Source organism: Mycobacterium fragae (assembly GCF_002102185.1).
GTDB classification, from domain to species: Bacteria; Actinomycetota; Actinomycetes; order Mycobacteriales; family Mycobacteriaceae; genus Mycobacterium; species Mycobacterium fragae.
Genome location: NZ_LQOW01000006.1, coordinates 115,330 through 127,715 on the forward strand (window position 1 = coordinate 115,330; position 12,386 = coordinate 127,715).

The following is a 12,386-nucleotide window of genomic DNA, read 5'->3' on the forward strand; positions in this document are numbered from 1 at the left end:
GGGGAGGTCACCGACGCGCGCTACTGTCGCAATATGGTTCGTCTACGCCCGGGTTGGTTGGTCGCGCTGTTCGCCGCGACGATGTCGGCCAGTGCGTGGCTGCCGTGGCTGACAACGAGCAACAACGGCGGCGGCTGGGCGAACGCCGTCGGCGGCAGCATGGGCAGTGTGCACCTTCCGGCGGGCTTCCGGTCAGGTCAGCTGATCCTATTGCTGTCGTCGGCGCTGCTGGTAGCCGGAGCGATGGTCGGCCGGGGCCTGTCGGCGAGGCTGGCATCGGTTGCCGCACTGGTCATTTCACTGCTCATTGCCGCGTTGACGGTGCTGTACTACCACGTCAATGTCAAGCCGCCGATCGCGGCAGCCTACGGGCTGTACGTCGGTGCCGTCGCCACGGCCGGCGCGCTGGCCTGCTCGGTGTGGGCGTTGGTGTCGTCGTTGAGTAGCGATCGGTCCATCACCGGCCGCGGTTCGCTTCCACCACGCTGATTTCGGCGCCCGCGAGACGCTGGGCGCACTGGTCGCAGGTCAGTTGGCCGGTGAACCGTTTGCCGCAGGCGAGGTGGGTGATCAGCACCGCAGGCCCCTCCGGTGCATGAAACCATTGTTGGCCGCACTGCAGTGCGGCGATGAGCACCGGGAAGAATGCCCGGCCCTTTTCGGTGAGTTGGTAGCGGATGCGCTGCCGCCCTGCCGGTGGCGACGCGGTCAGCACTCCGTTGGCGCAAAACGTCTGCAGCCGACCGGCGAGCAGGGTCGGCGGCGCCCCGAGTTGTGTTTGGAAATCGGTGAATCGGGTGGTGCCCAGGAACGCGCACACCAACAGTGCAGCGGCCCAACGGTTTCCGAACACGCTCATCGTCTCTGGGAACAAGCCGGGCTGATTGCTCCCGTGCTGGGCGGTTGTTCTGCGTCGGGTAACCGCCTGGGGTACGGAGCGTGGCCACGAGCCGCTGGGTCCCCAGCGGGCCGCGACCTGCTTCTCAGTCACCACCTCCGCGCAGGCTCGGCAGGTCAGCTGCGGCGCGAAGTCGCTGCCGCACACCAGGTGGTGCATGGCGGGAAGCCGGTGAACGTGTTCGGGCACCCAGCGTCGTTCCCATTCCCAGATCGACAACAGCACGGGCCAGAATGCTCGCCCGCGTTGGCTGATCACATATTCCGCACGTTCCGGGCGGGTGCGGTAGACCTTGCGAACCAAGAGCCCGTTATGCGTCAGCGCTCGCAACCGGTTGGTCAGCACCGAATTCGAGATCGGCAAGCGGTCCATGAACTCGCCGTAGCGGGTCGCTCCCAACAGTGCCTGCCGGATGATCAGCAGCGTCCACTCGTCGCCGAGCAGGCCGAGTATCCTGCCCACCGCGTTGGTATCGCCGGCTTTCAGCCTGGTCGGCGTCGACGCGTCAGAGGCCGACGACACTCACAGTCCAATCGCGGCGGCGGGCAAGTCGGCGCTGTTCCAGCGCCGCAATTGCTCGCCGGGAGCCCACGTCGAATGCGTGCCGCTGGAAATGCGTTCGGGCAGTTGGAGTTTGCACACGGGGCCGTCGCCGACTCGGGCGGCGTCGAAAACCAGGCAGTAGGAAGCGTCAGCATTCATGTCGGTGGCGAGGGTGACCAGATAGCCGTCGTCTTCGCCGGTGCCGCCAACACGAGGCGCCATCGCGGTCTCACTTCCGTAGACACCGTCGCCGAACGAGTAGGTCTCTTGGTTTCCCGTGAGCACATCGTGTTTGACCAGACCGTCGAACAGGAACCAGCCGGGTTTGCCGGTGGCCGCGTAGGTGTAGCGGTATTCGCCGGCCGCATAGCCGGGGTTGATGGTCCCGAACTCGGTGATGGACTCCGACAGCTGTTCTTCGTTGACCGCGCCGGTGAGCAGGTTGAGCCGCCAGCGGTGCAGCCGGGACTGCAGCCGGTCGAGTGCCAGGAAGCGGAACAGCCGGTCCCATTTCGTGCCGCCAGTGTCGAGTGGTTGCGGCTCGCCTTCGAAGAAGCCGTCAAGCACGATTTCGTCGCCGTCTTCGTAGGCGTTGACGAAGTGCAGCACGAACGTCGGGTCCGCCTCGAACCATCGGATGTCGGCGGTGTCGCCCCGGCGAGGGATAACGGCGAAGCGCGACGGCATCTCGGGATAGAAACGCGGCAGGTGCACATTGTGTTCGAGCAGCCGGGGATCCCAGAACAATGGGAAATCGTTGAGGATCGCGTAGTTTTCGGTGAACGCCATGTCATGCGGCAACCGCGGCCCAGGCAACGGGATGTCGACGTAGTGCGCCAGCTCATTGCTCTCATCGACGACGCCGTAATGCATGTACGGCTCTTGCTTGCTGTAGTTGAAGAACAGCAGTTCCCCAGTCTTGTTGTCTACCTTCGGATGCGCGGATACGCCCCACTCGAGTGGAAAACGGCCGTTCCAATTTTCCTTGCCCAACGTGTTGGCCGAGTACGGGTCGATCCGGTACAGATCACCGCACTGGTAGAAGCTGGTCAGGGCGATGCCCCGATGGACGATCACGTCGGTGCTCGACGCATCCTTCATCAGCGTTCGAGCGCCCCAGCCGTGCTCGCGTTTGGCCAGCTGCACCGGCTCAGCCAGCCCGGGCCACAACGGCTCGCCCGCTTCGTTTTCTGCCAAAAAGCCATCGGTGCGTATAAAGCGGTTGCGGTAGAAGGCTTTTCCGTCCCGGAAGCCGACGATATGCACCATACCGTCGCCGTCGAACGGGTGATAGGTCTTCAATGCGGGGTGCAGCGGGTTTTCGGTGTTGCGCAGGTAGACGCCGTCCAGGTCGTGGGGGAGTTCTCCCTCGACGGCCGTGAGGTCATCGGCGTCCCACTCCGTTGTCTGTGGGCGCCACGGGCCGGTCCGATACGGGTGGTCGTCGTCCTCGGGCAGGGTCGATAAGAACTTGCCGACGATGTCAACGTCCATCTCACAAGCCTCGTGTGGTGCCGACAACGAAACTGACCGTGGTTGCGGTGCTGCCGCCGAAATTCAACGTGCCGAAGGTTTTGGCGTTTTCGACCTGATAGTCGCCGGCCGCTGCGCTGACCTGCTTGGCCGCGTCAAGCAGCATCCGTACACCCGACGCTCCGACCGGATGTCCGCCACCGATCAGTCCTCCGCTGGGATTGATCGGCAAGCGGCCGCCGATTTCGATCTCACCGTTCTCGATCGCCTTCCACGATTCACCCGGCCCGGTCAGTCCGAGGTGATCGATGGCCAGGTACTCGCTGGGGGTGAAGCAGTCATGGACCTCGATCCCGTCGAGCTCGTCGAGGGTCCGCTGCGCCCGGCGCAACGCATCGAGCACCGCGGCCCGCACGTGCGGCAGCACATACGGATCGTCGGTGGCGCGGTGCAGTTTCTGGCGCAGACCCAGCCCGACGGTGCGATGGCCCCAGCCCTCGATGCGTCCGATCGGTCGGGCACCGGGGTGATCGCGCAGATAGGTGTCGTTGACCAAAACCAATCCGGCTCCGCCGTCGGTCATCTGGCTGCAGTCGAAGCGCCGCAGCCTGCCTTCGGTGATCGGGTTGGTCGCGTCGTCGTCGGTAATCGGATCGGGCACGGTCCAGCCGCGGGTTTGAGCATTGGGATTGCGCCGCGCGTTGGCGAAGTTGGTTTGTGCAATCGCCCGCAGATGCGTGTCCTCTAGGCCGTAGCGCCGGTCGTATTCGTCTGCGACCTGTGCGAACATCGACGGCCACAGGTAGCGGGCGCCGGCCCCTTCGTGACCGGTCCAGGCTGCGGCGCCGAGATGGCGGGCCGCGATGTCGCCCGGCACGGTCTTCTCCAGCTCGACACCGACGACCAACGCGGCGTCGTAGTTGGCCGAACGTAGGTCTGCCATCGCTGCCAGCACCGCGACGCTGCCGGACGCGCATGCGGCTTCGTGTCGGGACGCCGGGGTGTCCCATAAGCCATCGCAGACAGTGGCCGGCATCGCCCCGAGGTGGCCCTGTTCGGCGAACATCTCACCGAAGGCGTTTGCGACGTGCACCACGCCGATGTCGACGGCATCCACCTTGGCCGACTCCAGCGTGGCGTCGACGATCTCAGCGGTCAGATCGGCGAAGTCGAGCCCTTCCTTGCTGAGGTTGCGCGCGAAATCGCTTTGGTAGCCGCCGAGAATCCAGACGTTGGAGTCCATAGCCCGCCACTTTACTACAACTAAGAGAGTGACAGAGTCCGGTTTGACGGACAAGATCGCTGGATTACCGGACGGTGAGGGGTCACCCGGAGACGGCCCCGCCGGCTCTCGGCTGAACCGACGAGACCTGAGCGAGCATGCTGGTCGACCAACGCACCCGCCTTCCTAGGCTCATTACCGTCGACGGCGATTGACAAACATAAGACGGCGCAACGATTTATTCGCTTCCCCGCGCAACGGGACGGGCGGAGTCTGAACTCCATTCGGACCATGACCCCGGAAACAACGCTGCGCCGTATCCCAGGGTGGCGAGCGCCGCGAGCGTGACCGTGGCACTGACACCCGAACCGCAATAGGCGCCGACTCGTTTGTCGCGATCGATGCCATGCTCAGAAAACAGCTTGGCGAGCGCGCCCTCGGCGAGAAAGGTTCCGTCGCCGGCGAGCACATCGGTGCTGGGAAGGTTCGTGGCGCCGGGGATGTGACCGGCGACGGGGTCGACCGGCTCGACGTCACCGCGGAAACGTTCCGGCGCCCGCGCGTCCAACAGCGTCAGTCCCCTCGCGAGGACTTCCTGTGCACTCAGCGTCGGCCGAGCTCCGTCGTACAAATCGTTTTGCAGCGCAGTCACATTGCCCGGCGGAGTGGTGACCGGGCCGCTCATGAGGCGTTCTCCCGCGGACCGCCAGGCCGAGAGACCGCCGTCCAGAATGCGTACATTCGCGAACCCGGCCGCGGTGAGTACCCACCACGCACGCGCCGACCCCGCTCGATTCCAGTCGTCGTAGACCACAGTGGGGACGTCCTCGCGCATGCCCCAACGCCGCGCCGATGCTTCGATGCTGCGCCCCGACGGCAACGGGTGTCGTCCCCGCCCGGTGATTGTGTGGTCGCTGAGTTCGTCCTCCAGTGAGACATATACCGCGCCCGGTATGTGGCCCTGCAAGTACGCTGCATGCCCGTCGGGTTCGTCGAGCCGCCAACGCACATCGAGAATCGTCACAGGAGCGCGGGCACGAATTAGATCCGCCAATTCCGCAGCGGTGGTCAGCACTTGGGCGCGTGCTTCCAACGAGTCACCCTCCTTCGGTAGATCACGGTACCGTCGACGAGATGGACCCGGACCTGACTGCCGATGACGTTCATAATGTGGCCTTTTCGAAGCCGCCGATCGGCAAGCGTGGGTATAACGAAGACGAAGTCGACACGTTTCTCGAACGCATTGAACAGCGGTTGAGAAACCCGCATGCCCCGGGCGGCTTGAGTGCAGCCGAGGTTAACAGCGTGGTGTTTTCGAAACCGCCGATCTTCAAACGTGGCTACAACGAAGATGAGGTCGACGCATTCCTCGAACAGGTTGCACAACAGCTGAACCGCACCAGCGGTTTGCGGAACGACGGCTGAGGCCCGGTCGTGACTTTCGGTACGACATGCGATTTGCCAGCTTGGATGTCAGACTCAACCATGGCTAGTGGCCCGTTCCGCGCGGTTTTGCCCGCTGCGGCCGCTGTACTTGTAGCGGCGGCTATCGCGCGGGCCGAAAGCCCGGACGACCAGTTTTTGGGGTTGCTGTCGAAACACGGGTTGAACGTCGGCCCACCAGATCAGATGATCGCCATCGCGCATGAACGATGCGACGACGATCGCCTTTCTCGGTCGAGCTGGTACATTCCTCCCTTCGGGAGATCGCCAAGCCCATTCATGGTCGCGATGACGAGGATCACCAACGAACTGAAATCGCAAGGTTTGACGGTTCCGCAGGTGGGGCAGTTCATGCGGGACGCCATCACCGTCTACTGCCCGGGCGCAAAAGACGGGTGACACCCGGAAAGCTGCGGTGGCCGCGTCAGGTGTGGACGATCCAGCCCGCTTCCGTGTAGGGAGCGGGCTGCTCGGGATCGTTGATCGTGATGTAGAGGTCGCCTCCCGTCGGCATAGCGAAGCCGACGAATCCATGCGCGGTCTGCCCCTCGTGAAGGCCGCCCCCCTGAAGCGGGGGCATCTTGTCGAGCCTCCGGTAGTCGACCGCCAACGTTCCAGGCTGGGGCGCATCGTCTGGATGGGTCCATGGCTGAGTGCCGCCGCCGTATCCGGCAAATATATTGCGGTAGCTGAACTCGAAGAACCGCTCGGACGTCCCGGTGATAGTCAGTTCCACCACGCTGCATGCGGAGCCAGGCGTCGGAACCGCAAAATGAGTGGTGCACCCCGGCGGTAACCACGTTGCACTGTTCACAGTGATGTCGGCGGTCGCGCCGTCGGCCGCGCGTGCATGCACGGGCTCGCCCATCTGACCGATCGGGAACGGTGGATTCTCGGGCGCGGGGTCAGCCGAACCGGTGGGACATGAGCATGCGGCAATGGCCACCGCGACCGCGGCTGCCGCAATTACAGATTCCGCCCGCACGCTGGGAGCTTACCCCCAGCGTGGCCGCGAAAACGCGCGTAATCCAGGGAGTGTCAAGGACCAGCCGAAGTAACTGTCAAGCATCAACCGAAACCACTGTCACGCCTCAGCCGAAGACGAATTGTCACACATCTTTCAGGGTGCAGAGATGGCAACACCCCGGCCGGTATTTGGGCCTGGGTCGTGGGCGTGCCGGGTGTAAATAGCGGTTTTCACACTGCGGTCGGGGGTATCGCTGAAACGTGCGAAAGCTGATGCCAACAGTGAGGAGTTCGCAATGGGAACGACGACGGGGCCGCGCGTGCTTGTGGTGGTGTCTGCGGCCGACCGAATTCCTCTACGAGAAGGCCGCAGCGAGCTGACCGGCACATATTTAGGTGAGCTGGTCGAACCGACCGACGCAATGCGTGAGGCCGGGTTTGAGCTTGCCTTCGCCACACCGGGCGCGCGGATTCCCACCATCGATGGCACCTCATGCAGTCTGATGTACTTCGCAGGGTCGCGGAAAAAGCGTGATGCCGCCCTGAGCAGCTATCGGGAGCTTCTCGAACTCGGTCTGGCAACGCCGGCCAAACTTGAAGAAATGGCCCATGACACACAACGCCTGGACGGGTTCGACGCGATGTTCGTGCCGGGCGGTCACGCGCCCTTAGTTGACCTGCTGCACCGCGACGCATTTGCCGACGACTCTCTCAACGACGACTTCGGCGCGCTTGTTCGCTACTTCCACGATGCCAAACGGCCCACCGGATTGATCTGTCACGCACCGGCTGCACTCGCGGCGGCTCCCACCATCGAAGGGCGATGGACCTACGACGGCTACCGCATGACCTGCTTCAAGACTGGCGTGGACACGATGTTGTCAACGGTCCCGTTGGCCCGCCGCTTCAAGGGACATCTCAAAGACGACCCGACCGAACTGTTGAAGTCTCGCGGCGCGAAGGTTGAACAGACGATTCTGCCGATGGGCAGCAAGGTCGTGGAGGATCGCGAACTGATCACCGGCCAAGACCCCTATTCCGCAAAGGCGTTCGGCGCTGCCTTCGTCAGCAAGCTGCGCAGCTGAGGTGGTTGGTGGAGCTGGAGTAGTGGTGGCCAGCTGATAGGTGCCCGTTATTTCACGTATCTTGCACGGGTTTGTGCAACTCCCTCATCCAGGGAGTGTCAAGGATCAGCCGAAGTAACTGTCAGGCATCACCCGAAGCCGAAATGTCAAGCATCAGCCGAGGTCATACAGCTCAAGTGGTGCCCCCGGCAGGATTCGAACCTGCGACACCGGCTTTTGCAGCAGGACCTTTTCGAAAGTTCTCGATTATTGTTGTTAGCCATTGCAGCCCAACGGTTTTAGGTCCCTCAACGATCCCGAAGATTGTCGCTAGTTCTCGTCGATTCTCGGTCATAAACGGTGAATAAACGATGGCCGCTGCGCCCAGGTGCGCGCCCGTTGCCCCGACGATGACGGGTTTGTAGGAACCAGGTCGGCCTAGGCCACGTCCGATAGTTGTTCGGGCCGCCCCCACTCTCCTCGGGGCGGTCCGAACAACCGAACTGCGCCATCCAAACCGGAGGCCCGCCGGTACTGTCGCCGCTTACTGCTGCCGGCTAGGAAGGGGTTGAGGTGGAGTGTGGATTGAAGCTCTTCATTATGAACTCCACTACATCGTCTTCGCGTATCTGAGCGGGAAATGTCTGCACGCCCACGCCTAGACTATGCGCAAGCTCGTCCAGGATCGTCCATGCATAGGTCATGAGGCGGGGGACAACTTCCACATTCAGGAACTCCCTAAACGCCGAGCGTTCGTACGCTACTAGCGTCTTCCATGCGTATTCGATTGCGCAGTCAGCCGCTACCATGTGGGCCGCCTGCTCGACGCGTAGTCCTGCCCGAACACCAAAAACAGTCGGCTGCATTGCGAGCGATATATGGAGGAAGACCTTGCCCTTCCTGTCGGGTTCTCGGCCGCTCTCGTCTACGTGCTCTGGCTCGTCCGCTACTTCATCCGACTTGTCGACACCGCTTTCCTCATCGCTTTGGTCGGCCGATTCGTATCCCAGAAGCCTGATTAAGTCGTCCTGGGGCGCGGTAGCAGCCACTCGATTGAGAGTCCGCAGCCGGAAGGCGGATATTTGTTGGCGGAACTCCTCGACAGAGGCCGGGTACAAGGCTTCAGATGTGTCCGCCTCAGACATTGCAAAGTTCGATCTCCACAGGAGACTCTTCACGACGACGAAGACTTCGTCGACTCTTCACCTCGACGCCTGCACGACGATGAAGGCTCCCGCGACTTTCCAAAAAGATCTCGTAGTCTAAGACCGGCCTGTCGAAGCGCTCCCAGGAAAGGTCGATACCGGCTCCGACGCGAGGCCAAACGTCCGCCAGGTGCGCCATTAAAGAGTCTGTGATGCTGCTGTAGTCAGCGGAGTCGATAAGGTCGAAATCGATCACCCGATGAGAGATCATCGCGCCGACGGCCGCCGCATACCGCCTGATTGTCGATAGGTGAGGATCGGCGCTGAGTCGTTCAAAGTTCGATACTGCGGACTTGTCTCGGCGCATCCGGTCGGCGACGTCCTGTTGAGTCAGGCCTTTTTCTTTCCGCAGATGAACCAGCTCCTCAAGCAGCTCGTCATCAGCTTCGGCGAGAGCTTGGCGCAGCCGATAATCCGAGCCGTTGGGATCTAGTCCAGCGGCCCGTTCCAGGTCTTCAAGCTCTTTCATAAGTTGAGGTTAACCGCAACATGTCTCACGGAGCAATGTACGACTCGACACAATCTTATTGGGCGCTCATCCCCATTAGTCGGCTGAAAGCTAAGTCAATTTGATCGTCTTGAAGTGCCAAACCTGCTGGCCCGGCGGGTTTCGACCCAAATACTAGCAACGTGACAACGCCGGGCTTGTCGCGCGACGCGTGGACATACAACCGGTAGAGCCTCTGCCCGGCCCTGCGCTTAATCTCGCCCAGATCTGCGTGCCTCCGATCGAGTGGCGCATCCCAGTCGTCAGACCGGTACGACCCGTCCTTGATGCGCTTCAGAACCGCGCTGATGTCGGCCCAGCATCCAGGATCCACGGCCTCAGCCGCGGAGATGTCTTCAGCTAGGTCGGGATGCCAATCAATGTCGAATCCGCCCTGCCTGAGCACTTCTTGGGTGTACGACGGCATCTTCCGCGACTGGACCTAAGCGGATTGACGGTCTCGCTGCGCGGCCTGGTCGATATGTGCGATACGGCCCCAACTTGCTCCGACTTGCGCATCCACTGCTGCACCTTAACCCTAAAGCTCGGCCGCCCGAAGCGGTCGCCGCAAAGTGGCGTATCGGACAGGGGGGTATAGCTTCTCGGGAGTCGATCGCGCTCAGCCGCTATCAGGCGCGCCGCCGTTTTGCATCATTGTCCGCACCAATGAGAGACCACCGCGACGACCCTGCACCGCCGCCGACCGCAGCTTCTCCAACAGTGAGGCAAGAACCTTCGCCGCCGCCGGCTGCTGATTGACCACTCGAGGGTTATCGAGAATCCGCGCCATAGCCAGCGCCGCTTGGGTTAGACCCGGCCGTGCCTGCGAGGCCAGCCCGTCAATCTCGGCCATAACGCCGCGCTCGACAGGGCCGGGGCCGGACGGCTGAGGCTGCGGATGGTCCGACATAGCGTGAACTTCGCCCGTGACCTTCCGCTGCCGGTAATTCGCTGCTCTGCGCGCGTGCGATGCCTTGCACTCATCGCAGCGGCACCCCTGGTTGTAGCGATTAGCGGTCCCGTGTCTAGCTGCCATAATGCTCCAAAGTCCTTACATACCAACACATTTCAATGCACAAAGGCTGTTGTGGCACTGCCACTTTGGTTGCGGTGCGCGAAAAACTGCCCAAGCCGAAGGCTCGTCCGCTGGAGGGTTTGCTGGGATTTGCATACCCCCTGGTCAGAAGGGTTTTGATCTCCACTTACGTTTGCTATGCTCGAGTTCCAAGGGTCCTCCTGAGTGGTCACCGTGCACGGAATCCCTTGCGCTGCAATGTAATTCGTGTAGGGAATCCCTTGCGCTGCAAGCACTTTCACTGCTTGCTTGGTTGAATCCCGGCGTGCCCGGCGTGGCGCAGGCTCGGTGCTGCTAATGCCACCGGTCGCTGCCGTGGACCGTCCCATCCTCGCCGCAGAGCCTGGATGAGGTGGTCCCGCCGGGCATCGCCGAGACGTTCTCACTTGCCGGCTAGGCGCTCGACCCAGCCGTTGCGCTCCCATTCCTGGGCTGTCGCTTCGGGCACGGTGACGCTATTGCCTTTGACGTAGCGTTTGCCATCGTGAACGACGGCCCACCGGTCAATTACCTTGACCTTGACTGTGGCTTCCTCTGGCATGTCTGACTCCTTAATTGGGCCACGCCGTACTGGTGGTTCCTTTTGCGCGAAGACGATGTTGGTCATGTCGTCGGCAGACCCGTGGTCACTAGAATCGCGCCCACCCTAGGGCAGGCCAGGGCTAGACGGGTCTCGCAAATGAACTGGTGAACGTTGGTCGAGCTCAGCGAATATGGATCATAGAAAATGTTCAACGGTTCGCGCATATAAACGACCGCAGCACCATTCGCCACGGACATTGTGATGGCTGTGCCGTCAGCAATTTGCGTAGATTGGATAACTCGAACACCCCACAGGTTTTCTTCTTCAGAAACCTGGTTGATGGATTTCGCACCAGCCAGCAGATCTAATTGGAGGCGCCCGTTGGCATCGCGCAGTCGGCGTATCGAGCCGAGGGTTGCCGGGCTCATTACACAGAGGTCCGGTTCAAAGAACGATTGCCGCAGCTGCACAAATCCTTTGTTCAATGCGCCGAGCGCATCCACATCGGTTGTGGCGTTATATGCGTGGCTTAGTGTGCCGGAGACATGTAGCAAACCGTCGAAGCCGTTTGACGCGGCTGTTCCGTTGATAAGCAAATTTGCTTCGGCGTTGTATGTGCTCTCGGTGAGATCGGCGACGAGCATATTGACGAATTGGTCACCCGCATCAGCGATGACCTCTTTTGTGAGCCGACAAAGCCCGGCAATTTTTGCCGGCCGGACATACACCTCGGAGATCGATGGACTAATGTCCGGCTTTTCCGTGCCTTCCGCGACATATCCTGCTTCCGCGGCATTGCTCACGTGACGGAAGTAGCCGATGCCCGGCCCTGACATCTCGAAATTCGGGAGAAAATTGCTTAAGCGTATCTGCTCGTATGGCAGTCGGAACCACGGGTAGGGCGTCGGCTGCTGGACCGGCGGCAGAAGATTCGGGGTGAAATTGCCTTCGGCGACCGCCGCTTTATTGCGCAGCGTGCTGGTGTAGTCGCCGGATTCGATGCCCTTGTCGTGGACATGTACGCGCAACGGTGTGTTTTGTTGCGCGGCCCGCTGCAGGGCTTTGAGTTGTGTTCGGGTGAATTCGTACAGCGACACCGGTCTGAGGCGATTCTCCGCATTGGGCACGAAGCCCTTGAATCCGATACCACCGTCGTCGTCGCCGGGGTTGGTGTCGGCGCGGCCCCATTCCGCGGGGCTCGCGTATCCGGCGTATCCGAGAGCCGCCTTATGGTTGTCGCGTTGCGTCATAAGTTTTTCGCCTTCGTCCGTGAGCCTTTTCATGTGCTCAACCTGCTTCTCACTGAGCTGGGCGGCCTTGTAGCCGGTCATCCGCTTTAGCTCGGCGCCGATTTCTTCGAGCCGGGCCTCCTGGGCTTTAGTCCACATGCGCGGTTTTCCTATCGGGAACTGGCACGCCCGCCGGAGGAATTAGGCCCTCCTATAGGCGCGCTGAAAGAAACTGGGGGTGAATCGCCGGGATTTTGC

Annotated in this window: 13 protein-coding genes and 2 pseudogenes; 5 read left to right on the plus strand and 10 right to left on the minus strand. The window is 61.8% G+C overall.

Features of this window, described 5'->3' with window-relative positions; all coding sequences use genetic code 11:
• The first annotated feature begins 33 nt into the window (after positions 1 to 33).
• Positions 34 to 489, plus strand: a complete 456-nt coding sequence (locus AWC06_RS04575) for a hypothetical protein (protein ID WP_085194822.1) — start codon at positions 34 to 36, stop codon at positions 487 to 489.
• Here AWC06_RS04575 and AWC06_RS04580 read toward each other — a convergent pair.
• From AWC06_RS04580 to AWC06_RS04595, 4 genes are all read right to left on the minus strand, one after another.
• Complete coding sequence (locus AWC06_RS04580; RefSeq protein ID WP_227370986.1) at positions 458 to 1,420, minus strand: winged helix-turn-helix transcriptional regulator; 963 nt, start codon at positions 1,418 to 1,420, stop codon at positions 458 to 460. The two genes, AWC06_RS04575 and AWC06_RS04580, sit on opposite strands and share 32 nt — an antisense overlap.
• A complete protein-coding gene (locus tag AWC06_RS04585; protein ID WP_085194824.1) occupies positions 1,421 to 2,935 on the minus strand; it encodes a carotenoid oxygenase family protein in 1,515 nt (504 codons plus the stop codon). It lies immediately after the preceding gene.
• A gap of 1 nt (position 2,936) precedes the next feature.
• Entirely contained in the window at positions 2,937 to 4,157 is a 1,221-nt protein-coding gene (locus AWC06_RS04590; RefSeq protein ID WP_085194826.1) for an acetyl-CoA acetyltransferase, read from the minus strand.
• A gap of 217 nt (positions 4,158 to 4,374) precedes the next feature.
• Entirely contained in the window at positions 4,375 to 5,229 is an 855-nt protein-coding gene (locus tag AWC06_RS04595) for a sulfurtransferase (protein WP_085194828.1), read from the minus strand.
• A 41-nt stretch (positions 5,230 to 5,270) separates the two neighbouring features.
• Here AWC06_RS04595 and AWC06_RS23505 point away from each other — a divergent pair.
• The 3 genes and pseudogenes from AWC06_RS23505 to AWC06_RS04605 all read left to right on the plus strand — a co-directional run.
• Positions 5,271 to 5,393, plus strand: a pseudogene (locus tag AWC06_RS23505) (DivIVA domain-containing protein); the annotation flags it as partial.
• Positions 5,394 to 5,429: 36 nt separating this feature from the next.
• A pseudogene (locus AWC06_RS23510) lies at positions 5,430 to 5,561 on the plus strand (DivIVA domain-containing protein); the annotation flags it as partial.
• A gap of 9 nt (positions 5,562 to 5,570) precedes the next feature.
• On the plus strand, positions 5,571 to 5,978 hold the full coding sequence (locus AWC06_RS04605; protein ID WP_139819902.1) for a DUF732 domain-containing protein: 408 nt from the start codon (positions 5,571 to 5,573) through the stop codon (positions 5,976 to 5,978).
• Between the two features lie 25 nt (positions 5,979 to 6,003).
• Here the strand turns inward: AWC06_RS04605 and AWC06_RS04610 are convergent, their stop codons facing one another.
• Positions 6,004 to 6,564, minus strand: a complete 561-nt coding sequence (locus AWC06_RS04610; protein ID WP_085194834.1) for a hypothetical protein — start codon at positions 6,562 to 6,564, stop codon at positions 6,004 to 6,006.
• A gap of 277 nt (positions 6,565 to 6,841) precedes the next feature.
• On the opposite strand from AWC06_RS04610, the gene AWC06_RS04615 reads away from it, so the two are divergent.
• Positions 6,842 to 7,630 (plus strand): DJ-1/PfpI family protein, encoded by a 789-nt coding sequence (locus tag AWC06_RS04615; RefSeq protein ID WP_085194836.1) that lies wholly within the window; start codon positions 6,842 to 6,844, stop codon positions 7,628 to 7,630.
• A 536-nt stretch (positions 7,631 to 8,166) separates the two neighbouring features.
• Here AWC06_RS04615 and AWC06_RS04620 read toward each other — a convergent pair.
• The 5 genes from AWC06_RS04620 to AWC06_RS04645 all read right to left on the minus strand — a co-directional run bounded on the left by AWC06_RS04620 (position 8,167) and on the right by AWC06_RS04645 (position 12,287).
• Positions 8,167 to 8,787 carry a hypothetical protein gene (locus tag AWC06_RS04620; protein ID WP_169715289.1) on the minus strand — a complete coding sequence of 207 codons (621 nt, stop codon included), beginning with the start codon at positions 8,785 to 8,787 and terminating at the stop codon, positions 8,167 to 8,169.
• Complete coding sequence (locus AWC06_RS04625) at positions 8,747 to 9,283, minus strand: helix-turn-helix domain-containing protein (RefSeq protein WP_085194840.1); 537 nt, start codon at positions 9,281 to 9,283, stop codon at positions 8,747 to 8,749. The genes AWC06_RS04620 and AWC06_RS04625 overlap by 41 nt, the downstream gene beginning before the upstream one ends.
• A gap of 637 nt (positions 9,284 to 9,920) precedes the next feature.
• A complete protein-coding gene (locus tag AWC06_RS04635; protein WP_139819903.1) occupies positions 9,921 to 10,154 on the minus strand; it encodes a hypothetical protein in 234 nt (77 codons plus the stop codon).
• Positions 10,155 to 10,758: 604 nt separating this feature from the next.
• Complete coding sequence (locus tag AWC06_RS04640) at positions 10,759 to 10,917, minus strand: long-chain fatty acid--CoA ligase (RefSeq protein WP_139819904.1); 159 nt, start codon at positions 10,915 to 10,917, stop codon at positions 10,759 to 10,761.
• 62 nt (positions 10,918 to 10,979) lie between these two features.
• The gene (locus AWC06_RS04645) at positions 10,980 to 12,287 is read right to left on the minus strand and encodes a phage major capsid protein (RefSeq protein WP_085194848.1); all 1,308 of its coding nucleotides are present in this window, start codon (positions 12,285 to 12,287) and stop codon (positions 10,980 to 10,982) included.
• Between the last annotated feature and the right edge of the window lie 99 nt (positions 12,288 to 12,386).

What these genes read in the sequence shown, in the direction of transcription:
- AWC06_RS04575 (WP_085194822.1), top strand. Translation starts at nt 34, where the DNA reads ATGGTTCGTCTACGCCCGGGTTGGTTGGTCGCGCTGTTCGCCGCGACG.
- AWC06_RS04585 (WP_085194824.1), bottom strand. Translation starts at nt 2,935, where the DNA reads ATGGACGTTGACATCGTCGGCAAGTTCTTATCGACCCTGCCCGAGGAC.
- AWC06_RS04590 (WP_085194826.1), bottom strand. Translation starts at nt 4,157, where the DNA reads ATGGACTCCAACGTCTGGATTCTCGGCGGCTACCAAAGCGATTTCGCG.
- AWC06_RS04615 (WP_085194836.1), top strand. Translation starts at nt 6,842, where the DNA reads ATGGGAACGACGACGGGGCCGCGCGTGCTTGTGGTGGTGTCTGCGGCC.
- AWC06_RS04625 (WP_085194840.1), bottom strand. Translation starts at nt 9,283, where the DNA reads ATGAAAGAGCTTGAAGACCTGGAACGGGCCGCTGGACTAGATCCCAAC.
- AWC06_RS04635 (WP_139819903.1), bottom strand. Translation starts at nt 10,154, where the DNA reads ATGGCCGAGATTGACGGGCTGGCCTCGCAGGCACGGCCGGGTCTAACC.
- AWC06_RS04640 (WP_139819904.1), bottom strand. Translation starts at nt 10,917, where the DNA reads ATGCCAGAGGAAGCCACAGTCAAGGTCAAGGTAATTGACCGGTGGGCC.
- AWC06_RS04645 (WP_085194848.1), bottom strand. Translation starts at nt 12,287, where the DNA reads ATGTGGACTAAAGCCCAGGAGGCCCGGCTCGAAGAAATCGGCGCCGAG.